A 21,803-nucleotide genomic window follows, 5' to 3' on the forward strand; every position below is an offset into this window, starting at 1 on the left:
CCGCCCTAATTCAGCAATCGCAACACGTCATTAAAGACGGCAAGCACCATCAAGGTCAGCAACAAACCGATCCCCAGGCGCTGGGCAATCTCGCCTACGCGCTCCGGCAAGGGGCGTCCGGTCAAAACTTCCAGCGAATAATACAGCAAATGCCCGCCATCCAGAACAGGAATGGGTAGCAAATTCATCACGCCCAGACTGATACTGATGAAGGCAATGAAGCTCAGGTAGCTTACCAGGCCGATGCGCGCCGTCTGGCCCGCGTAATCGGCGATGGTAATGGGCCCCGTCACATTCTTCAGCGAGACCTGGCCGGTGATCATCTTGCCCAGCATTTTCAGGCTCATGACACTGGTATCCCAGACCTTGGCGGACGCCTTGCCCACGGCGGCGAACGGTCCGGATGCCACGGTGATCATATCCGGCACCTGCCCCAGCTTTGCCTGTATCTTACCAACTGTTACAGCTCCCTCTGCCCCGGCGCCCGGCACGGCGTCCGGCGTAATGGCCAGGGTCAGGTCCTGACCCTGGCGCAAGAGTTGCAATTGCAAGGTCCGGCCCGGCGCCTGGCTCAGGGTGGCGATAACGGCCGCCACGTCGTGCACGGGCTGCTCGTCGATGGCCAGGATCTGGTCGTCTTTCTGCAGGCCGGCGCGCGCAGCGGCGCCACCGGGCATGATTTCCATCAGGGTGGGCGCGGAACGGGCCAGGGTCAGGCCCAGCTTGCCCAGCACATCGCCTTCCAGGTCCGTTTCCGTCAGGCTGGCCGTCGGCAAGGTCGCTTCCTGCTCGCCGCGGTCAGGCCGGCGCACTTCGATGCGGGCCGGCTGCTTATCGAGCGTGGCCTGGATCAGCTCCCAGCGCAGCTCGGACCAGCTGGCCACAGCCTTGCCATTCACCGCTTCGACCGTATCGCCGCTGCGCAAGCCGGCCGCATAGGCGGCCGTCTGCTCGGCCACGGGGCCGAGCTTGCTCGACGGCTCTTCGATGCCATGCATGAACAGGCCCGCGTACAGCACGATGGCGACGAGGAAATTGGCCAGCGGGCCGGCGGCCACGATGGCGATGCGGCGCCACACGCTCTGGCGCGTGAATTCGCGGCGCAATTCGCTTTCCGGCAAGTCGCTGAGGTCTTGCGCGCGGCTGTCGAGCATGCTCACATAGCCGCCCAGCGGCAGCGCGGAAATCGCCCATTCCGTCTGGTCCTTGCCAAACTTGCGCGAATACACCACTTTTCCCATGCCGATCGAGAAACGCAGCACCTTTACGCCGCACCAGCGCGCCACCAGGTAGTGGCCCAGCTCGTGCAGGGTAATCAGTGAACCGAGCGCGACAATAAAGGCCAGCAACGTGGTGATGAGCGTCATGCAGCCAGCCTCTGGGCGATGTATGCTCGCGCAGCCGCTCTGGCCAGGCGGTCCTGCTCCATCACGGCTTCGATGCTGGAAGCGGCGCCATGCGGCACCGTCTGGATCACGTGCGCGATGACCCGGTCGATCTGGCGGAAGCCGATCTGTTCGTCGAGGAAGGCTTGCACGGCCACTTCATTGGCCGCGTTCAGCAGGGCCGGCGCCGTGCCGCCCGCGCGCAAGGCGTCGAACGCCAGCGCCAGGCAAGGGAAACGGCGGAAGTCGGGGCGCTCGAACTGCAGGGTAGCCACTTGCGCCAGGTCCAGTTGCGCCACGCCGGAAGCGATACGCTGCGGATATGCCAGCGCATGCGCGATCGGCGTGCGCATGTCCGGGTTGCCCAGCTGGGCCAGCACGGAACCGTCAACATACGAGACCATCGAATGGATCACGCTTTGCGGGTGGATCAGCACCTCGATCTGCTCGGCAGGGGCACCGAACAGCCAGTGCGCCTCGATCACTTCCAGGCCCTTGTTCATCATGGTGGCCGAATCGACGGAAATCTTGCGCCCCATAGCCCAGGTCGGATGCTTGCACGCCTGGTCCGGCGTGACCGAGTCGAGCGTTTCGACGTCGCGCGTGAGGAAGGGGCCGCCGGAAGCGGTGAGCACGATTTTTGCCACGCCTGCGGCGCCTGGCGCGCGGCCATGGGCATGCGGCATGCATTGGAAGATGGCGTTATGTTCGCTGTCGATCGGCAGCAGCACGGCGCCGTTATCGTGCACGGCATCGATGAACAGCTGGCCGGACATGACGAGCGCTTCTTTATTGGCCAGCAATACTTTCTTTCCGGCACGCGCCGCCGCCAGGGTGGGCGCCAGGCCGGCCGCGCCGACGATGGCCGCCATCACGCCCGTCACTTGCGGCGCGCTGGCGATGGCGCACAGGGCTTCCTCGCCGTACTCGACTTGCGTATCGACGCCCTGCCCACGCAGCAAGCGCGTCAGTTCAAGGGCGGCGTCCGCCGTGCCGACGACGGCGCGCTGGGGACGAAATTGCAGGCACTGGGCGGCCAGCTCGGCCACACGCGTATGCGCGCTCAGCGCATACACGCTGTATTGCTCCGGATGACGCGCGAGCACGTCCAGGGTGGACACGCCGACCGAACCGGTCGCGCCAAGAATGGTGATGTATTGCATGAGTTTCCTTAAAGCCAGCTGGCCACGAGGGCGGCAAATGGCAGGACCGGGATCAACGCGTCGATACGGTCGAGTACGCCGCCATGGCCAGGCAGCAGGCTGCTGCTGTCCTTGATGCCGGCGCGGCGCTTCAATTGGGATTCGAACAGGTCGCCGACGATGCTGGCGGCGACGATCAGCAGCAGCACCAGCAGGGCCACCAGCCAACCGCGGCGCAATTGCAGCTGCACGGCAAAGGTGTCTTGCAAGACCGGCAGCGATGGCGCGGCCACGATGGTGATGGCGGCAATGACCAGCACGGCGATGCCGCCGCCAATGGCACCTTCCCAGGATTTACCTGGGGAAATGCTTGGCGCCAGCTTGCGCTTGCCGAAAGCCTTGCCCGAGAAATAGGCGCCGATATCGGCGATCCACACGAGGGCCATGACGGACAGCAGGAACAAGGGGCTATGCAGGAACAGGGCGATGATGGCGACGAAGCAGCCGACGATGGTCACCGGATACACGAGGCTGAGCAAGGTATTGCCCAGGCCTTCGGTAGGCGGCAAGCCCGTCGCCAGCGAGGGCACGAAGCGGATCAGCCAGATGGCCACGCACAGGGCGAACCAGAAATTGAGCTGCGCCATGCCGTTACCGGCAAAGAACGTATACGCGAAGGCGGCAGTCCAGACGGCGGCAATCACGAGCGCATGGCGATTTTTGAAAATGCGGAAGCTTTCCCAGACGGCGGCGCCGAAGAACGCCGTGGCGATCACGGCGAAGGCGGGGAAATAATTCAGATACAGAACCGGCAGCAAGACCGCCAACAAGACCAGGGCGGTGATTATCCGTGTTTTCAGCATCAGTTTGTCTTTTCAGTTAATTGCGCGCTGGTACGGCCAAAGCGCCGTTCGCGCTGCTGGTAAGACGCGATTGCCGCGTCGAGGCACTCGTCATTGAAGTCGGGCCAGAAAGTCTCGGTGAAAAACAACTCAGTGTACGCCAGTTGCCACAGGAGGAAATTGGAAATGCGCTGCTCGCCGCCCGTGCGGATGAACAGGTCGGGCTCGGGCGCGTAGGCCATGGCCAGGTGCGGCGCCAGTTGCTCTTCCGTATAAGCGTGCGCGGCGGGCTGGCCATTGGCTGCCGCCTCGGCCGTCATTTTGTTGACTGCCTGCATGATGTCCCAGCGGCCGCCGTAATTGGCGCAGATGGATACCGTCAGGCGCGTGTTGTTCGCCGTCTTGCGCTCCGCATTGGCGATCAGGGTTTGCAGCTCGCCATTGAAGCGCGACAGGTCGCCCACCACCTTCAGGCGGATGTCGCTGGCATGCATCTTGACCACTTCACGTTCCAGCATCGTGACGAACAGGCGCATCAGCATCGACACCTCTTCTTCCGGGCGGCGCCAGTTTTCCGAACTGAAGGCAAACAGGGTCAGATATTCGACACCGCGGTCGAGGCAAGTCTCGACGATGCCGCGCACGGCGTCGGCGCCCTTGACGTGGCCAGCCACGCGGGGCAGGAAGCGCTTGGTTGCCCAGCGACCATTGCCATCCATAATGATTGCCACATGGCGCGGCACCGTGCCCACCTCAGGTACTGCCGTTGTCGAACTCGAATAGATCATGAAAACACGAATACCAAAAATAAAAGATAGCTATTATGCGCCAAATAGCACTGCCCGGAAAAGCCATGCTTTCCCGGGCAGTGTCAAAAGGACTGAAAACTAGACCGTCAGTACTTCTTTTTCTTTGTCGACGACCATCTTGTCGATGTCGGCAATAAACTTGTCCGTCAGTTTCTGCACTTCTTCCGACGAGCGGCGCTCATCGTCCTCGGAGCAGGCTTTTTCCTTGACCAGTTTCTTCAGCGACTCGTTCGCATCGCGGCGAATATTACGCACGGCAATCTTCGCGTCTTCCGCCTCGCTCTTGACCAGCTTGACCATTTCCTTGCGGCGCTCTTCCGTCAGCGGCGGCGTCGGAACGCGGATCAGGTCGCCCTGTGCCGATGGGTTCAAGCCCAGGTCGGCGTCGCGGATGGCTTTCTCGATGGTGTTGGCCATCTTCTTTTCGTACGGCTGCACACCGATGGTGCGCGCGTCGATCAGGGTCACGTTGGCGACCTGGGTCAGCGCCGTCGGCGAACCGTAGTAATCGACCATCACGTGGTCCAGGATACCCGTATGGGCGCGGCCGGTACGCACTTTGGCCAGATCGGCCCGCAGTGTTTCCAGCGACTTCGTCATGCGTTCCTGGGTGTTCTTTTTAACGTCAGCTAAGGACATTACCTACTCCTTGTCTTGATAATAATGAATATTCTATTGCGCTTGCGGCTTGAATGGTACCGCAGCCGGGAGTGCCGAAAACCGTTCAGGGCAAGGCGCAGCGCCTTAATGTACGGCGAGGCGCTGCAACGCAGCCATGGGCGGTTTCTCGGCGCTCCGCTTCCCTTATACGTGTACCAGGGTGCCTTCGTCTTCACCCATGATGACGCGCATCAGCGCGCCCGGCTTGGTGATCGAAAACACCTTGATCGGCAGTTTCTGGTCGCGGCACAGGGCGAATGCCGTGGCATCCATCACTTGCAGGTGCTTGGCGATGGCGTCGTCGAACGTAATCGTGTGGAACAGGGTGGCGTTCGGATCCTTCTTCGGATCGGCCGTGTAGACGCCGTCGACCTTGGTGGCCTTCAGGACGATCTCGGCGCTGATCTCGGAACCGCGCAGGGCAGCTGCCGTGTCGGTGGTGAAGAATGGATTGCCGGTGCCGGCGGCGAAGACCACCACTTTACCTTCTTCCAGGTATTGCAGGGCTTTCGGGCGGACGTACGGCTCGACCACTTGTTCGATGCCGATGGCCGACATGACGCGCGCGGTAATGCCGACGTGGCGCATGGCATCGGCCAGGGCCAGTGCATTCATCACCGTGGCAAGCATGCCCATGTAGTCGGCGGTGGCACGGTCCATGCCTTGCGCACCAGGCGCGACGCCGCGGAAGATATTGCCGCCGCCAATCACGATTGCCAGTTCCACACCCAACTTCGCCACCTCGGCCACATCGGCCACCATGCGCTCGATCGTGGCGCGGTTGATGCCGTAGGGATCATCACCCATCAGGGCTTCGCCGGACAACTTGAGGAGGACGCGCTTGTAGGCTGGTTTTGACATGAGCTGGGGCTCCATAAATGAGGTTATTCGAGTATGACATGGCGCAGCGCCTTGCAGCGCCGGATAGGCGCGCGGGGCTGCCCATGCCGCCGCCCGGCACGACAGGTGCGGGCGGGCCAAAAAAACGGGCCTCTCGGCCCGCTTTACTTACGCTCCCTGGGAGGCAGCCATCTGTGCTGCGACTTCTGCTGCGAAGTCGTCTTGCTTCTTCTCGATGCCCTCGCCCACTACGTACATGGCGAAACCTTTGACGCTGGTGTTAGCCGCCTTCAGCATTTGCTCAACCGACAGCTTGTCGTTTTTCACGAAAGCTTGGTTCAGCAGGGAAACTTCTTTCAGGAACTTCTGTACGGAACCTTCCAGGCGCTTGGCCAGGATTTCCGGCGATTGCGCTGGCTTGCCTTCGGCGGCCGCTTTGGCTGCGTCTTCTTCGGCTTTCAGTTGTGCAACCGAACGCTCTTTTTCGATCAGTTCCGCAGGAACTTCGTTCGAGGACAGCGACACTGGCTTCATGGCAGCGATGTGCATGGCCACGTCTTTGCCGACTTGCTCATCGGCGCCGTCGAATTCGACGATCACGCCAATGCGCGAACCGTGCAGGTACGAAGCCAGCTTGTTGCTGGTTTCGAAACGCTGGAAGCGGCGGATGGTCATGTTTTCGCCGATTTTGCCGATCAGGGCAGCGCGCACGTCTTCCAGGGTCTTGCCATCGAGTGGCAGGGCCAGCAGGGCAGCCACGTCAGCCGGGTTGTGTTCTGCTACCAGACGGGCAGCGTTGTTGGCCAGTGCCAGGAAATCGTCGTTTTTCGCAACAAAGTCGGTTTCCGAGTTCACTTCGACCAGGGCGCCTACGCCATTGGCGATGTAGGTTGCCACGACGCCTTCAGCGGTGATGCGTGCCGATGCTTTCGATGCCTTGCCGCCCAGTTTGACGCGCAGGATCTCTTCCGCACGAGCCATGTCGCCATCGGCTTCGGTCAGTGCTTTTTTGCATTCCATCATTGGTGCGTCGGTTTTGCCGCGCAATTCGCCTACCATCGCTGCTGTAATCGCTGCCATGTGTTTCTCCTGATTCGGTGAGTCGATAGTCGCGGCCGGGCATGCATGCCTCGCCAGCGGTCACTATCGTTTTTTTGTTAAAAAAAAGGGGGAGCTGCTGCCACCCCTTTTCCCTTACTGCTGTGCTTACAAACGGCTATCTTGCGATAGCCTGGCCATTAAGCCTGTTCGTTTACTTCGACGAATTCGTCGCCAGCGGCTGCTTTAACCATTTCAACAACTTCGTTACCGGCAGCTGCACGGCCTTCGATGATTGCATCAGCAACACCGCGAGCGTACAACATGATGGCTTTCGAGGAGTCATCGTTACCTGGGATCACGAAGTTCACGCCTTCTGGGGAGTGGTTGGTATCGACAACGCCGATGACCGGGATACCCAGTTTAGCTGCTTCGGTGATCGCACCTTTGTGGTAGCCGACGTCGACGACGAAGATTGCGTCAGGAATGCCGCCCATGTCCTTGATGCCGCCGATCGATTTTTGCAGCTTGATCATTTCGCGGGAGAACATCAGCGCTTCTTTTTTCGACAGCTTCTCGATCGAACCATCTTCGATCATCACTTCCATGTCTTTCAGACGCTTGATCGAGGTTTTGATCGTTTTGAAGTTGGTCAGCATGCCGCCCAACCAACGTTGATCAACGAAAGGCACGCCAGCGCGTTGTGCTTCAGCAGCGATGATTTCGCGAGCTTGACGCTTGGTGCCAACCATCAGGATGGTGCCACGGTTTGCAGCCAGTTGACGCACGTGCTTCATTGCGTCCTGGTACATCGCCATGGTTTTTTCCAGGTTGATGATGTGGATCTTGTTGCGATGGCCGAAGATGAACGGTGCCATTTTTGGATTCCAAAAACGGGTTTGGTGACCAAAGTGGACACCGGCTTCCAGCATTTCGCGCATTGTTACGGACATTATTAACTCCAGGGTTGGGTCTGGAATCCGATCAGTCACCATACAGGCACCCTTGTCGACCGGATTCGCGTGTTTATATAAATTAAAGACACTGTTTTACTGCATTGCTTAAAAGAGAATTCAAGCAACCCGGGATTCTACACCGAAATGCCCGCCGCATCAAGTCCGCGCTGCAAATCGCGCGCCCTGCGGAAACACCCAATGCACCATGCTGGTGCAAGGTGTGGCGCCACCGCCTGCTGGCCGCCACTTCCCCCACAAATCCCTGCCTGGCCATAGGAAGGAGGCGGCGGATTCAGGGCGCCTCGTTTATAATTTCGACATATTTGCAGACTTTTTCCCATACAGCAGAAATCGTCTGTGCTTTTCACCTGAATTCTTGCAGATTGCGAAATACACCATGTCCACCATCCGTATCAATAGCGCCGCCGACATCGAAGGCATGCGCGTTGCCGGCAAGCTCGGCGCCGAAGTACTCGACTACATCACCCCCTTCGTCAAGGTCGGCGTCACGACCGGCGAACTGGACCGCCTGTGCCACGAATACATGGTCAACGTGCAGGGCACCATCCCTGCCCCGCTGAACTATTGCCCGCCCGGCTACACGCCGTATCCGAAAGCCATCTGCACCTCCGTCAACGACGTCATCTGCCACGGCATTCCCGGCGACAAGGTCCTCAAGAGCGGCGATTCCGTCAACCTCGACATCACCGTCATCAAGGATGGCTACCACGGCGACAACAGCCGCATGTTCCTCGTCGGCACACCGACCATCCTGGCCAAGCGCCTGTCGGAAATCACCTATGAGTGCATGTGGCTGGGCATCGACCAGATCAAGCCGGGCGCCCACCTGGGCGATATCGGCCACGCCATCCAGCAGCATGCCGAGAAGGCCGGCTACAGCGTGGTGCGCGAATTCTGCGGCCACGGCATCGGCAAGGTTTTCCATGAAGAGCCGCAAGTGTTGCATTACGGCAAGCCAGGCACTCTGGAGCGCCTGGAAGCGGGCATGATTTTTACCGTCGAACCGATGATCAACTCGGGCCGCCGCGAAATCCGCGAAATGAACGATGGCTGGACCATCAAAACCAAGGACCGCAGCCTGTCGGCGCAATGGGAACACACGGTGCTGGTGACGGAAACGGGCTATGAAGTGCTGACCGTCTCGCCCGGCATGCCGCCGCCGCCCGCCTTGATCGGCAATAAAGCCTGATTCATCAGGCTTGACCGCACCCCGACCCACCGCCACCCAGGGCCCAGATGAAAAAGCAAGTTCGGGAACAGCTGAAGCAGCAACTGAAAGCCGACCGCCAGGTCGTCATTGCGGCCTTCCAGGCCGACGGCAAGCCTGAAAAACTGCTGCGCAGCCTGCGCCACAGCGTCGACGGCGTGCTGGCGCGTGCCTGGCAGGAAGCCGGCTTGCCGCCCGGCACGGCCCTGGTCGGCGTGGGCGGTTATGGCCGCGGAGAACTATTTCCCTATTCCGACGTCGACCTGCTGATCCTGCTGCAACAGGCGCCCGATGCGGCCACGCAGGAAAAGCTCGAGGAACTGGTGCAGCTGCTGTGGGATCTGGGCTTGGAAATCGGCCACAGCATCCGCACAGTGGATGAATGCATGGTCGAATCGAAGGCCGACATCACCGTACAAACGAGCTTGCTCGAAGCGCGCCTCGTGTGCGGCAACGCGGACCTGTTCGCGCAATTGCAGCAGCGCTATGACGCGGCCATGGATCCGCAGGCATTCTTCCAGGCGAAAACGGCGGAAATGCGCCAGCGCCATGCCAAATACGAAGACACGGCCTTCAGCCTGGAACCGAATTGCAAGGAAAGCCCGGGCGGCCTGCGCGACCTGCAGGTGATCCTGTGGGTGGCCAAGGCGGCCGGCTTGGCGAACTCGTGGCGCACGCTGGCCACGGGCGGCCTGATCACCCTGACGGAAGCGCGCCAGCTGATGGAAAAAGAACGCGCCTTCAAGGATATCCGCGTGCGCCTGCACCTGCATGCGGGACGGCGCGAAGACCGCCTCGTGTTCGACGTGCAGACGGCCATCGCCGAATCGCTGGGCCTGCAAGCGACGGGCAGCGGTCCGCACATGCGCCGCGCCAGCGAATTCTTGATGCAGCGCTACTACTGGGCCGCCAAGACGGTGACCCAGCTCAACACGATTCTGCTGCAAAACATCGAGGCACGATTGTTTCCGCAAGACGACGTGGCTGTGCCCATTAACGAACGCTTCAATGAAGTCAACAGCCTGATCGACATCAGCGCCGACGACACGTTCGAGCAATACCCGTCGGCCATGCTGGAAGTCTTCGTGCTGATGACGGAACGCCCCGCCCTGAAGGGCATGACGTCGCGCGCCACGCGGGCCCTGTGGCACGCGCGCTTCAAGATCGACGCCCCCTTCCGCCAGGATCCTGCCAACCGCGCCCTCTTCCTGCGCATCATGCAAGCCCCGGTCGGCATCATCCACGCGCTGCGGCGCATGAACGAGATGAGCATCCTGGGGCGCTACCTGCCCAATTTCCGCCGCATCGTGGGCCAGATGCAGCACGACCTGTTCCACGTGTACACGGTCGACCAGCACATTTTGATGGTGGTGCGCAACATGCGCCGCTTCACGATGAGCGAGCACGCGCACGAATACCCGTTCTGCAGCCAGCTGATGGCCGATTTCTCGCAGTCGTGGCTGCTGTACGTGGCGGCCCTGTTCCACGACATCGCCAAGGGCCGCGGCGGCGACCACTCGAAGCTGGGCGTGGCCGACGCCACCCAGTTCTGCCAGGACCACGGCCTGTCGGCGGAAGACACGGAACTGGTGGCTTTCTTGGTGGAAAATCACCTGACCATGTCGCAAGTGGCGCAAAAGCAGGACCTGTCCGATCCCGACGTCATCGCCGCCTTTGCGAAGGTCGTCAAGGACGAGCGCCACCTGACGGGCCTGTACCTGCTGACGGTGGCCGACATCCGCGGCACCAGCCCGAAAGTGTGGAATGCCTGGAAGGGCAAACTGCTGGAAGACCTGTACAAGATCACCTTGCGCGTGCTCGGCGGCGAGCCACACACGGCCGACCGCGAGCTGAAGAACCGCCAGCAGGAAGCGCTGGCCACCCTGCGCCTGTACGGCTTGCCGCCGGATGCCCACCTGAAACTGTGGCAGCAGCTGGACGTGGCGTATTTCCTGCGCCACGACGCGTCCGACATCGCGTGGCAGACGCGCTCGCTGTATGACAAGCTCGACAGTAAGTTGCCGGTGGTAAAATGCCGGCTGGCGCCCATAGGCGAAGGCTTGCAGGTGGCCGTGTACATTCCCGACCAGCCCGACCTGTTCGCGCGCATCTGCAGCTATTTCGACCGCAAGAACTTCAGCATTCTCGACGCGAAGATCCACACGACAAAGAATGGCTATGCGCTCGATACGTTCCTTGTCACCGAGCAAAACTTCGCCAAGAGCTACCGCGACATCATCAGCCTGATCGAGCATGAACTGGGCGAACTGCTGCAGTCGCAAACGCCGCTGCCGCCACCGGGCAAGGGACGGCTGTCGCGCCTGTCGCGCACCTTCCCCTTCCAACCGACCGTGGATTTGCGGCCCGACGAGCGGGGCCAGTACTATTTGCTGTCGGTGGCGGCCAACGACCGCACGGGCTTGCTGTATGCGATCGCCAACGTGCTGACCAAGTACCGCATTAACTTGCACACGGCCAAGATCATGACCCTGGGCGAGCGGGTCGAAGACGTCTTCCTCGTCGACGGTCCCGCGCTCAACAATGCCCGCAACCAGATATTGCTGGAAACCGATTTACTCGATGCGCTGAAGGTTTGATGACCTCCCGCGCAGCGCCTACCTTTACTGAAACTGAAACAACATGACCGAAGAATTATTACGCTTGTCCAAACGCATGTCTGAACTGGGCCTGTGCTCCCGCCGCGAAGCCGATGAATGGATCGCGCGCGGCTGGGTCCGTGTGGACGGCAAGGTGGTATCCGAACTGGGCAGCAAGGTCTACCCGAGCCAGCGGGTCACCGTGGAACGCCAGGCGGCGGCCGAGCAATCGAAGCGCGTCACCGTGCTGATCAACAAACCGGTCGGCTATGTCAGCGGCCAGGCGGAAGACGGCTACACGCCTGCCGTGGCCCTGATCAAGGCGGAAAACCGCTGGGCGGAAGACCGCAGCCCGGAACAGTTCCACCCCACGCAGCTGCGCAGCCTGGTGGCGGCCGGCCGACTGGACATCGATTCCGTCGGCTTGCTGGTCCTGACACAGGACGGCCGCGTGGCCAAGCAGCTGATCGGCCACGATACCGATATCGACAAGGAATACCTGGTGCGCGTGAGCTACAGCAAGAGCGGCACCCTGCCCGACAGCGAGCTGAAAAAGCTCAACCACGGCCTGTGGCTCGATGGCAAGCCGCTGCTGCCGGCCAAGGTGCGCTGGCAAAACGAAGACCAGCTGAGCTTTACCCTGCGCGAAGGCAAGAAACGCCAGATCCGCCGCATGTGCGAAGCCGTGGGCCTGAAAGTGCTGGGATTGAAACGCGTGCGTATCGGCAAGGTCAAGCTGGGCGACTTGCCGACAGGCCAATGGCGTTACCTGAGCGCGGACGAACAATTTTAAGCGACGACGTCAAGACGGCATGCCGCGCGGCATGCCAAGTCACATAAGCAACAGGAATATAGTGATATAAAAACAATTATTGTGATTTACTTAGTAAATATTGCTTTAAACCTATACACTATTCCCCATTAGAACAAAAGAGATACGCTGTCGTGAACGATCCCATTCCTAATCCCCTGCGCAAAGGCGCGCCCAGCCTGGCTGACGTGGCCGAGCCGATGGCGCCCGGCACCAAGCCGCACCATATGAGCGATCCGTGGGATATCGGCGAAACCCTGTGCAGCCTGGCTGACAATGGCGACGCCATTTCCATCTACCCGACGGACGGCGAAGACGTCATCATGGCGCGCATTCTGTCCGTCGACGACGACTTGCCGCAATTCGTACTGGAACTCAATGAAGGCGCTACCCTGCCGCCTGGTGGCGCCACGTTTGTGTCGTGGGTGCAAAGCGCCAAGCTGCAATTCACCATCAATGGCGAATGGCAGGCGTATCCCGAACGCCCGAACGTTTACCTGACCAACTTCCCCAGCCATTGCCTGGTGCTGGAACGGCGCGAATCGACCCGCCTGGAAACGCCGCTGGGCGTGTACTACCTGGCCGCCTTCGTGCTCGAAGGTCGCCCGTATGAATTGCAGCTGTATGATTTCTCGGCCGGCGGCATCGGCATGCGCGCCCATCCGCGCGACACGGTGGGCCTGTACGTGGGGCGCAAGCTGTCGCGCGTGCGCCTGGAACTGGGACCAAACAAGGTCATGATCGCCGACCTGGAAATCCGCCTGTCGCGCACCTTCCGCTCCTTCCTGCTGGGAGAACAAGTGCAGATCGGCTGCCGCTTCCTGAACCTGACGGATGCCATGCAGGATGAATTAAAGATGCTGCTGGATAACTTGGGCAGCAGCCGCAAGGTACGCTAGGTTTGCTTCAGGCATAAAAAATGGCCGCCCAGCTCATGCTGCGCGGCCGTTGTTTTATCGTCGACTGGTATGCGGCGCCTAGTCGTCGTCGTTTGGATCCAACTCGGGAAACATCACTTCCGTATAGCCGAACTGCGTAAAATCAACGATACGCATCGGATACAGAATGCCGTGCAAGTGGTCGACCTCGTGCTGCACCACGCGGGCATGGAAGCCGTCGCAGTCGCGGCTGATGGGCTGGCCGAACTGGTCCACGCCTTCGTAATGCAGTTCACTCCAGCGCGGCACGCTGCCGCGCAGGCCGGGCACGGACAGGCAGCCTTCAAAGCCCTCTTCCTTGCGTTCCGACAAAGGCGTCAGCACAGGATTGATCAGCACGGTTTCCGGCACTTGCGGCGCGTCGGGATAGCGCAGGTTTTGCTTGAAACCGTAGATCACCAGCTGCAGGTTGACACCGATCTGCGGCGCCGCCAGGCCCGCGCCATTGGCAGCATGCATGGTGTCGAACATGTCGGCGATCAAGGCATGCAGTTCGGGCGTATCGAATTCACGCACAGGCTCGGCCATGCGCAGCAAGCGTGGATCGCCCATCTTGAGGATTTCACGTACGGTCATTTTGCTTCCAGTGCCGATTGCAGTTCTTGCAAGTAAGTGCGGAAGGCCGCACCCGTTTCCGGATGTTTCATGCCCATCGCCGTCGTTGCCTTCAGGTAGCCGAGCTTGGAGCCGCAATCATAACGCTGCCCCTGGTAGCGGTAAGCCAGCACGCGCTCTTCGCGCATCAGGGCGGCAATGCCGTCCGTCAACTGGATTTCGCCGCCGGCGCCCGTGCCGATATTTTCCAGGTGGTTAAAGATACGGCTGGTCAGCACATAACGGCCCACCACGGCCAGCGTCGATGGCGCCTCTTCGGGCGCAGGCTTTTCCACAATGGCCGAGACCAATTCAAGGTCCGGCTGATAATTCTTTGCCGAGACAATACCGTACTGCTTGGTTTCCGCGCGCGGCACATCCTGCACCGCCAGCAGCGAGCAATTTTCATACTGGAAGACATCGGTCATCTGCGCCAGCACGGGGCGCACGCCCTCTTCCACATCCATGAAATCGTCGGCCAGCAAGACGGCAAACGGCTCGTCGCCGATCACGGGACGGGCGCACAGCACGGCATGCCCCAGGCCCAGCGGCGCCGACTGGCGTATGTAAATGCAATTGATGTGCTTGGGAATGACGTTTTGCACCATGTCGAGCAACTGGCGCTTGCCGGCCGCTTCCAGTTCCGACTCCAGCTCGTAGGCCGTATCGAAATGGTCTTCGATGGCGCGCTTGTTGCGGCCCGTGATGAAGATCATTTCCGTGATGCCGGCCGCCACGGCCTCTTCCACCGCGTACTGGATCAATGGCTTGTCGACGATGGGTAACATTTCCTTCGGTTGCGCCTTGGTCGCTGGCAAGAAACGGCTGCCCAGGCCGGCGACGGGGAAAACTGCTTTTCTGATTTTTTTCATGGGTCTTCTGTAATATTTTGAATGATTAGTCCTGCGCCAGCAGAGCCAGCAAGCCAGCCTCGTCGAGTATGGCCACACCGAGCTCCTGGGCCTTGGCCAGCTTGCTGCCGGCATCCGAACCGGCCACGACATAGCCTGTCTTCTTCGATACAGAACCGCTGACCTTGCCACCGGCCGCCTCGATCAGCTCCGCGGCTTCGTCGCGGCTCATATTGGGCAAGGTGCCCGTCAGGACGAAAGTCTTGCCGTCCAGTTTGCCGCCAGCGGCTGGCATTTCAGGCAATTGTGACAGTAATTCATTTCGCAGGGCGTCCAGTTGACCAAGCAGCTTGACATTGCCCTCATCGGCCAGCCATTGCGCCAGCGATTCGGCCACGGCGGCGGGCAAGCCCGCATGGAAGCTGGCGCCTTGCGCGGCGAGGCTGGCCAGGGTCACGCCCCGCTCCACCAGCTGCTTGCTGCGCGGCTCCGTCAGTTTCGGGATGCCGATGGCGGCCAGCAACGTGGTTTGTTCGAGCTGCGTGCGCAGCTTGGCGCTGGGCGCATGCTCGCCCTGCGGCGCAACGCCAGCGTCCAGCAATGCCTGCAGCGCCTGCTGGTTCTTTTCTTCGGCAAAGAAGTCGGCAATCGATTCGGCCACGGTGCCGCCGATATCGGGCAGCACGCGCAGCAAGGCCGCCGGCGCCTGCCGCACATACGCCAGGCTGCCCAGCCACTCGGCCAGGGTCTTCGCCGTCGACTCGCCCACGTGGCGGATGCCCAGCGCGAACAGGAAACGCTCCAGCGGCGGACGCTTGCTCGCCTTGATGCCGGCCAGCAGATTTTCCGCCCACTTGGTAGGAATCTTGCCTTGTTGCACTGTTTCTGGCGTCGAACCGTCGCGCTCGTCGGCGCGCAGCTTCATTTCCAGCAGTTTTTCCAGGGTCAGGCCGTACAGGTCAGCCAAGCCATGCACGTATTCCAGTTCGACCAGGGTATCGATATAACGTTCGCCCAGGCCTTCGATATCCATCATGCGGCGGCCCGCAAAATGGCGGAACGCTTCCTTACGCTGTGCCGAGCAGAACAGGCCACCCGAGCAGCGGGCAATCGCCTCGCCCTCTTCACGCACCACGTGCGAGCCGCAGACGGGACACGCTTCCAGCATCTTGAACGGCAGCGGCGCCGGTTCCGGGCGCTTTTCCAGCACCACGCTCAGCACTTCGGGAATCACGTCGCCGGCGCGGCGCACGATGACGGTGTCGCCCACGCGCACATCCTTGCGCAGCACTTCATCTTCATTGTGCAAGGTGGCGTTGGTTACCGTCACGCCGCCCACGGACACGGGCGCCAGGCGCGCCACGGGTGTCATGGCACCCGTGCGGCCCACCTGGATATCGATGCCCAGCACCTGCGTCAGCGCTTCTTCGGCGGGGAACTTGTGCGCCAGCGCAAAACGGGGCGCGCGCGACACAAAGCCCAGTTCCTGCTGGTCTTCCGTCGCATTCACCTTGTAGACCACGCCGTCGATTTCGTAGGGCAAGACGGGTCGGCGCGCGCCGATATCGGCGTAGTATGCCAGCAAGCCCTGCGCGCCCTGCACCACCTTGCGCTCCTTCGACACGGGGATGCCCAGCGTTTCGTACCAGTCCAGCAAGGCCGAATGCGACACCGGCATGGCGGCGCCATCGAGGGCGCCGATGCCATACGCATAGAAACGCAGCTTGCGCTGCGCCGTGATGCGCGAATCGAGTTGGCGCAGGCTGCCGGCGGCCGCATTGCGCGGGTTGGCGAATTCCTTCTGCCCCGCTTCGCGCTGGCGTTCGTTCAAACGGGCAAAATCGGCCTTGAACATCATCACTTCGCCGCGCACGTCGAGCACGGCAGGAATCCTGTCGCCAAGCAGGCGCAGCGGGATGCCGGAAATGGTGCGGATATTCGCCGTCACGTCTTCGCCCGTGGCGCCGTCGCCGCGCGTGGCCGCCTGCACGAACAGGCCGTTTTCATAGCGCAGGTTGATGGCCAGGCCGTCGAATTTCACTTCGGCCGCGTAGTCGACCTCTGCACCGTCAAGGTCCAGGCCTTCGCGCACGCGGCGGTCGAAATTGACGATATCGTCATCGGTGAAACCATTATTCAGCGACAACATCGGCACCGTGTGCGTGACTTGCTCGAATTGCGGCAAGGGCGCCGCGCCCACGCGCAAGGTGGGCGAATCGGGCGTGCGCAGTTCCGGATGGGCCGCTTCCAGCGCCTGCAGTTCGACAAACAGCTTGTCGTACTCGGCGTCGGGGATGGTGGGATTGTCGAGCACGTGGTAGGCGTGCAGATGCCGATTGAGTTCGGCCGTGAGTGCCAGGACGCGCTGGGCGGCGTCCTGGTTGATCGGATCAGTCATTGTTGCGGGATTCTTCAGCTAAATAAACGCAGGGCGCGGGTGGAGCCGGCCGGAATGTCGGCCGCCTCCATTTCCTGGTAAAACTCTTGCACCTGGCCGGCGATCTCGGCCAGTGCCGCATCGGACAAGGCCTGGTTGTAATCGTCGACGATGGTAGCGTCCAGGCGGCCCACCAGTGCCTTGGCGCAGGCGACCATGGCGCCGAAACCGTCGCGCGCGGGCGCCACGCATGGCACGTCCAGCAACAGGGTCAGGCGTGGCGTCGTTTCTTCGGCCAGGGTGACATTCGTCGACAGCGAGAACAGATAGCCGCCGTCGCCGTCCGGCATGACGAAACGGCCATCAGGACGCACGTCAAAGCCCTGTTTTTCCAGCGCGAACAGCAAGGTGGAAATGGCCCATGGCGCGCCATTCGTGTGCAGGTTCACACCCAGCTGGGCATCGTGACCGGCCACGAAGCGGTGCAGATTGCGCGCTTCGGCCATCACTTCCATCATGTCGGGCACTTCCGGCTCGGCGCCAATCTCGTCGGCCACACCGCGCAGGCGCGTGACCAGTTCCGAGTATTCCAGTTCATTCAAGGCCGTGCTGCGGCTGGCCAGCTGCACGCCGCCCTGCATCTTGGTGTAGACACCGCCATGCGTGATCGGTTCCCAGTCGCCATTCACGTGCAAGCCGATGAAGTGGACGGGCTTGTTACCCACCAGGCGCAGGGTTTGCAGCACGGGCAGTATCTTGTCCCCGCGCACGGGCGCTTCCAGCGACAGGGGCAGCAGGCAATCGATCAGCGGGTCGACCAGGCTGGTCGCCTGTTCGCTGGCGGCGCTGACTTCCTGCTGCGCCGGCGCGGCAGGAGCGGCGGGTGCAGGGTCGGCATCGGCCAGCGACGGTTCCGCATGCACGGGCGCGTCAGGTACGGGGGCCGCTGGCGGTGCGCCGAACGATGGTTCGGCCTTGGCGGCGGGCGCCGCGTCGAAGCGCGGCTCCTGGCGCAAGACGGGTTCCTGGGCTTCCACCGCGGGGGCGTCGCCCTCGCGCATCAGCACGTCGTCGTGGTCAGTGGAAAAAGCCCGTTCCACGCTTTTCTTGGCCTTGTATTCCTGCCATTTGTTATACGAGAAAACGCCGACGATAAAGACGCCGCCGGCGCCGAACAAGGTAATTTGAAGGTCTGTCATGCTGCTTGTGCCTCGGTTGCAAAATTTGCGGCGGACTCCATGTCCACCGCCACGATGCGCGATACGCCCTGCTCCTGCATCGTCACACCGATCAATTGATGGGCCATTTCCATCGCAATCTTGTTATGCGAAATGAAAAGGAATTGGGTCTGGTCGGACATGCGCTTGACCATGCGGCAGAAGCGTTCCGTGTTCGAATCGTCCAGCGGTGCATCGACTTCGTCGAGCAGGCAGAACGGCGCCGGATTCAGGCGGAACATGGAAAACACCAATGCGGTCGCGGTCAGCGCCTTCTCTCCACCCGATAACAGGTGGATGGTGGCATTTTTCTTGCCGGGAGGCTGCGCCATGACTTGTACACCGGAATCGAGAATCTCGTCGCCCGTCATGGTCAGTTTCGCCTGGCCGCCGCCGAACAGAATCGGGAACAGCTCGGAAAAGTGATGGTTGACCTTGTCGAACGTGTCTTGCAGCAAGTCGCGCGTTTCCTTGTCGATCTTGTGGATCGCGTCTTCCAGCGTATTGATCGCTTCCGTCAGGTCGGCATTCTGGGCATCGAGGAAATTCTTGCGCTCGGATGCCTGCGCCAGCTCGTCCAGCGCGGCCAGGTTGACGGCGCCCAGGCCCGTGATGGCATTCGTCAAACGCGTCACTTCGCCCTGCAGATACGACGGACGCATGTCCGGGTGCAATTTTTCCGTCAGGACAGCTTCATCGGCGCCCGACTCCAGCAATTGCTGGGCGAATTGCTCCTGGTTCAGGCGCGCGGCCTGTTCCTTGAGCTGCATTTCCATGATCTTGTCGCGCTGCGGCTGCAGACTGCGTTCCGATTGCGTACGCGCATCTTCGGACAGGCGCAGCTGCTGCGTGATCTGATCGAGCTCATGGCGCGCATCGGCCAGCGCCCGCTCCTGCGTCGTGCGGCGCTCGAGCAAGTCCTGCAAGCCGTCGGCGGCCGCGCCGCTTTCCAGGTTGGCCAGTTCCAGTTCGCCCGCCTGCAGGCTGGCAGTCACTTGCTGGGCCTGCGTACTGGCCGTGGCGATGTTGCGGCGCAACTCCTCGATCTTCGCGCGCTGGGCTTTTTCCGCGTATTCCGTATCCTTGGCGGCCCGCTCCAGGTCGCGCAAGGCTTCGCGCGCTTCGGCCAGGCGCTGTTCCTTCTGCAGGAAGTCCGTATGGCCGTCTTCGTGCGCTTCCTGCAAGTTGCCCAGCTCCATGTCCAGCTGTTCGAATTTTTCTTCCGATTCCAGCTTGGTCTGCATCTGTTCCGCTTCCTGCGCGGCGATTTCGGCCAGGTCGGCGCCGATCTGCGTGCTGCGCTGGTTGAAACGCGCTTCCACTTCCGACAATTTGACCACGTCGAGCTGCAAGGTATGCACGGACGCCGTCAGTTGCTGGATGCGCAGGCGCAGGTCGGACAGGTTGCGCGTCAAGGCCCCCACGGCCGCGTCGGCCCGTACGGAACGGGCGCGCGCCTCTTCGGCCAGCAATTGCTGGGCGCGCAACTGTTTGCCGATATTCTCGATTTCCTGCTGGCGGCCCAGCATGCCTTCCTGCTCCGAATCAGCCGCATAGAAGCGCACGCTGGTGGCCGTGACCACGTGACCGGCACGCGTGACGAAGTAGCCGCCTGGCGGCAATTTTGCGCGTTCGGCCAGGGCTTCGGCTGCGTCTTCCACGGCGTAGGCGTTGTACAGCCAATCCTGCAGCAAGCCGCGCAAGCCCGGATCATTGAGTTTGAGCAAGTTCAGGAACGGTTTCAGACCCGCCACTTCCGGCATCGGCAGCGGCGCCACGGTGGATGGCGCATACAGGGCCAGCTTGGCCGGCGGCGCGTCGGCAAAGAATGCCTTGGCCCAGTCGATGTTCGACAGTTGCAGGGCCGACGTGCGCTCGCGCAAGATCGATTCCATGGCCGCTTCCCAGCCCGCTTCGATCTGCAGCTTTTGCCACAGGCGCGGCAAGGTGTCGAGCTCGTGCTTTTTCAGCCATGGCTGAACCTTGCCCTGGGTCTGTACCCGTTCCTGCAATTGTTTCAAAGCGGAAAGGCGCGCTTCCAGCTGGGCATTCGCCGCCGTCTCGGCATTGACTTGCGCCTGCGCCTCGGCCCGTTCCTGCTCCAGTTTGGGCTGCTGCTCCAGCGCTTCCTCTAGATAGAAACCCTGTTCTTCCAGCGTTTGCTGCTTTTCTTCCAGCTGCAGTTTCAGGTTTTCCAGATGGCTGCTGTCGGGCAAACTCAGGCTGTTCTTTTCCTGCTGCAGGCGCTCGCGGCGGCTCAAGAGACTGGCCAGGATGTTCGAGGCGTTGCGCTGGTGTGCCGATTCCAGTTCCAGCTGCTGCTGGGCCTGCATGATCCGTGCGCGCGATTCCGTGCTCTTGTTTTGCGCGGCGCGCCAGGCGGCGTCCAGCTCGGGCAATTGTTCGCCCTTCTGCTCCGCCATCATTTGCGATTGCTCGACCTTGGCAGCCAGCTCTTCGAGATGAAATTCCGCCTCTTCGATCTGCTCCTGGTATTCGCCGCCTTGCTGCGTCCACTGGTCGCGCTGGGCCGTCAGTGTCGCCAGCTGCGCCTGCAGGCGCGCGCGCGATTCGATGACGAACTTGATCTGCGCTTCCAGGCTGCCGATTTCCGCATTCGTCTGGTACAGATGGCCTTGCGCCGTGTGCAAACGGTCGCCCACGGCAAAGTGCGCCTGGCGCATCTGCTCGAGGGTCAGTTCCACATTGCGCAGCTTGGCCGTCTGCTCTTCCAGGTCCGTCTGCGCCTGTTCCACTTCGCGGAAATAGCGCGTCTGCTCGTTTTGCGCCTCGTTCTTGCGCAGCAACCACAACAGTTTCTGTTTTTCTTCCTGGTCCGCCTGCAAGGCGTGGAAACGGGTGGCCACGGCCGCCTGCGCTTCCAGCTTTTCCAGGTTGGCATTGAGTTCGCGCAAGATGTCTTCCACGCGCAGCAAATTCTCGCGCGTGTCCTGCAAGCGGTTTTCCGTCTCGCGGCGGCGTTCCTTGTATTTGGAGACGCCGGCCGCCTCTTCCAGGAAGACGCGCAATTCTTCGGGGCGCGATTCGATGATGCGCGAAATCATGCCCTGGCCGATGATGGCGTAGGCGCGCGGACCGAGGCCCGTGCCAAGGAAAATATCCTGGATGTCGCGCCGGCGCACGGGCTGGCCATTGATGTAATAGGTGGACGTGCCGTCGCGCGTCAGGGTGCGCTTGACGGCGATCTCGGCGTACTGGCCCCATTGGCCCGAGGCCTTGCCATCGTTGTTGTCGAATACCAGCTCGACCGAGGCGCGGCCGGCCGGCTTGCGGTGCGTGGAACCATTGAAAATGACGTCCTGCATCGACTCGCCGCGCAGTTCCGACGCTTTCGATTCGCCCAGCACCCAGCGCACGGCGTCGATGATGTTCGACTTGCCGCAGCCATTCGGCCCGACCACGCCCACGAGCTGGCCTGGCACCTGGAAATTGGTGGGATCGACGAAAGACTTAAATCCCGACAACTTGATGGAAGAGAGACGCACGTGTTTTAGAGT

General features: G+C 61.4%; 17 protein-coding genes. 4 read left to right on the forward strand and 13 right to left on the reverse strand.

The features are described from left to right. Positions 1–5: 5 nt before the first annotated feature. The 8 genes from rseP to rpsB all read right to left on the reverse strand — a co-directional run bounded on the left by rseP (position 6) and on the right by rpsB (position 7,669). The gene (gene rseP, locus IGS58_RS15405) at positions 6–1,367 is read right to left on the reverse strand and encodes an RIP metalloprotease RseP (protein ID WP_099393339.1); all 1,362 of its coding nucleotides are present in this window, start codon (positions 1,365–1,367) and stop codon (positions 6–8) included. Further along, positions 1,364–2,548: a 1-deoxy-D-xylulose-5-phosphate reductoisomerase gene (gene ispC / locus IGS58_RS15410; protein WP_070257390.1), complete on the reverse strand. Its 1,185-nt coding sequence runs from the start codon at positions 2,546–2,548 to the stop codon at positions 1,364–1,366. The genes rseP and ispC overlap by 4 nt, the downstream gene beginning before the upstream one ends. 8 nt (positions 2,549–2,556) lie before the next feature. Continuing rightward, positions 2,557–3,390, reverse strand: a complete 834-nt coding sequence (locus tag IGS58_RS15415; protein ID WP_070257391.1) for a phosphatidate cytidylyltransferase — start codon at positions 3,388–3,390, stop codon at positions 2,557–2,559. After that, entirely contained in the window at positions 3,390–4,157 is a 768-nt protein-coding gene (uppS, locus tag IGS58_RS15420; protein WP_034784151.1) for a polyprenyl diphosphate synthase, read from the reverse strand. The genes IGS58_RS15415 and uppS overlap by 1 nt, the downstream gene beginning before the upstream one ends. A 99-nt stretch (positions 4,158–4,256) precedes the next feature. Continuing rightward, on the reverse strand, positions 4,257–4,817 hold the full coding sequence (gene frr / locus IGS58_RS15425; protein WP_034784152.1) for a ribosome recycling factor: 561 nt from the start codon (positions 4,815–4,817) through the stop codon (positions 4,257–4,259). Positions 4,818–4,982: 165 nt separating this feature from the next. After that, the gene (gene pyrH, locus IGS58_RS15430) at positions 4,983–5,699 is read right to left on the reverse strand and encodes a UMP kinase (protein WP_034752258.1); all 717 of its coding nucleotides are present in this window, start codon (positions 5,697–5,699) and stop codon (positions 4,983–4,985) included. A gap of 147 nt (positions 5,700–5,846) precedes the next feature. Then, on the reverse strand, positions 5,847–6,758 hold the full coding sequence (gene tsf / locus IGS58_RS15435) for a translation elongation factor Ts (RefSeq protein ID WP_034784153.1): 912 nt from the start codon (positions 6,756–6,758) through the stop codon (positions 5,847–5,849). A gap of 158 nt (positions 6,759–6,916) precedes the next feature. Beyond that, a complete protein-coding gene (gene rpsB, locus IGS58_RS15440) occupies positions 6,917–7,669 on the reverse strand; it encodes a 30S ribosomal protein S2 (RefSeq protein ID WP_010397614.1) in 753 nt (250 codons plus the stop codon). Positions 7,670–8,069: 400 nt separating this feature from the next. Here rpsB and map point away from each other — a divergent pair, with 400 nt between their 5' ends. The 4 genes from map to IGS58_RS15460 all read left to right on the forward strand — a co-directional run bounded on the left by map (position 8,070) and on the right by IGS58_RS15460 (position 13,207). After that, entirely contained in the window at positions 8,070–8,882 is an 813-nt protein-coding gene (gene map / locus IGS58_RS15445; RefSeq protein WP_070257392.1) for a type I methionyl aminopeptidase, read from the forward strand. Between the two features lie 47 nt (positions 8,883–8,929). Further along, positions 8,930–11,497: a [protein-PII] uridylyltransferase gene (locus tag IGS58_RS15450; RefSeq protein ID WP_230521956.1), complete on the forward strand. Its 2,568-nt coding sequence runs from the start codon at positions 8,930–8,932 to the stop codon at positions 11,495–11,497. A gap of 43 nt (positions 11,498–11,540) precedes the next feature. Then, positions 11,541–12,290, forward strand: coding sequence for a pseudouridine synthase (locus IGS58_RS15455; RefSeq protein WP_230521957.1), 750 nt, complete (start codon positions 11,541–11,543; stop codon positions 12,288–12,290). Between the two features lie 152 nt (positions 12,291–12,442). Continuing rightward, positions 12,443–13,207, forward strand: a complete 765-nt coding sequence (locus tag IGS58_RS15460) for a flagellar brake protein (RefSeq protein WP_230521958.1) — start codon at positions 12,443–12,445, stop codon at positions 13,205–13,207. Positions 13,208–13,285: 78 nt separating this feature from the next. Here IGS58_RS15460 and def read toward each other — a convergent pair whose 3' ends face one another. The 5 genes from def to smc are packed head-to-tail and all read right to left on the reverse strand — an operon-like array spanning position 13,286 to position 21,791. Then, positions 13,286–13,822: a peptide deformylase gene (gene def / locus IGS58_RS15465; protein ID WP_034784158.1), complete on the reverse strand. Its 537-nt coding sequence runs from the start codon at positions 13,820–13,822 to the stop codon at positions 13,286–13,288. Then, the gene (galU, locus tag IGS58_RS15470; protein ID WP_230521959.1) at positions 13,819–14,712 is read right to left on the reverse strand and encodes a UTP--glucose-1-phosphate uridylyltransferase GalU; all 894 of its coding nucleotides are present in this window, start codon (positions 14,710–14,712) and stop codon (positions 13,819–13,821) included. Before galU ends, def begins: the two co-directional genes overlap by 4 nt. Positions 14,713–14,737: 25 nt before the next feature. Next, positions 14,738–17,089, reverse strand: coding sequence for an NAD-dependent DNA ligase LigA (gene ligA, locus IGS58_RS15475; RefSeq protein WP_230521960.1), 2,352 nt, complete (start codon positions 17,087–17,089; stop codon positions 14,738–14,740). Between the two features lie 14 nt (positions 17,090–17,103). Then, complete coding sequence (locus IGS58_RS15480) at positions 17,104–18,267, reverse strand: cell division protein ZipA C-terminal FtsZ-binding domain-containing protein (protein ID WP_230521961.1); 1,164 nt, start codon at positions 18,265–18,267, stop codon at positions 17,104–17,106. After that, positions 18,264–21,791, reverse strand: a complete 3,528-nt coding sequence (gene smc / locus IGS58_RS15485) for a chromosome segregation protein SMC (RefSeq protein ID WP_230521962.1) — start codon at positions 21,789–21,791, stop codon at positions 18,264–18,266. Before smc ends, IGS58_RS15480 begins: the two co-directional genes overlap by 4 nt. Between the last annotated feature and the right edge of the window lie 12 nt (positions 21,792–21,803).

Source organism: Janthinobacterium sp. EB271-G4-7A (assembly GCF_020858075.1).
Taxonomy (GTDB): Bacteria; Pseudomonadota; Gammaproteobacteria; order Burkholderiales; family Burkholderiaceae_D; genus Janthinobacterium; species Janthinobacterium lividum.

Excerpts from the sequence above, each read along its gene's own strand:
- ispC (WP_070257390.1), bottom strand. The coding sequence starts at position 2,548 with ATGCAATACATCACCATTCTTGGCGCGACCGGTTCGGTCGGCGTGTCC.
- map (WP_070257392.1), top strand. The coding sequence starts at position 8,070 with ATGTCCACCATCCGTATCAATAGCGCCGCCGACATCGAAGGCATGCGC.
- ligA (WP_230521960.1), bottom strand. The coding sequence starts at position 17,089 with ATGACTGATCCGATCAACCAGGACGCCGCCCAGCGCGTCCTGGCACTC.
- IGS58_RS15450 (WP_230521956.1), top strand. The coding sequence starts at position 8,930 with ATGAAAAAGCAAGTTCGGGAACAGCTGAAGCAGCAACTGAAAGCCGAC.
- uppS (WP_034784151.1), bottom strand. The coding sequence starts at position 4,157 with ATGATCTATTCGAGTTCGACAACGGCAGTACCTGAGGTGGGCACGGTG.
- def (WP_034784158.1), bottom strand. The coding sequence starts at position 13,822 with ATGACCGTACGTGAAATCCTCAAGATGGGCGATCCACGCTTGCTGCGC.
- rpsB (WP_010397614.1), bottom strand. The coding sequence starts at position 7,669 with ATGTCCGTAACAATGCGCGAAATGCTGGAAGCCGGTGTCCACTTTGGT.
- tsf (WP_034784153.1), bottom strand. The coding sequence starts at position 6,758 with ATGGCAGCGATTACAGCAGCGATGGTAGGCGAATTGCGCGGCAAAACC.
- frr (WP_034784152.1), bottom strand. The coding sequence starts at position 4,817 with ATGTCCTTAGCTGACGTTAAAAAGAACACCCAGGAACGCATGACGAAG.
- galU (WP_230521959.1), bottom strand. The coding sequence starts at position 14,712 with ATGAAAAAAATCAGAAAAGCAGTTTTCCCCGTCGCCGGCCTGGGCAGC.
- IGS58_RS15480 (WP_230521961.1), bottom strand. The coding sequence starts at position 18,267 with ATGACAGACCTTCAAATTACCTTGTTCGGCGCCGGCGGCGTCTTTATC.
- pyrH (WP_034752258.1), bottom strand. The coding sequence starts at position 5,699 with ATGTCAAAACCAGCCTACAAGCGCGTCCTCCTCAAGTTGTCCGGCGAA.
- IGS58_RS15415 (WP_070257391.1), bottom strand. The coding sequence starts at position 3,390 with ATGCTGAAAACACGGATAATCACCGCCCTGGTCTTGTTGGCGGTCTTG.
- rseP (WP_099393339.1), bottom strand. The coding sequence starts at position 1,367 with ATGACGCTCATCACCACGTTGCTGGCCTTTATTGTCGCGCTCGGTTCA.
- IGS58_RS15455 (WP_230521957.1), top strand. The coding sequence starts at position 11,541 with ATGACCGAAGAATTATTACGCTTGTCCAAACGCATGTCTGAACTGGGC.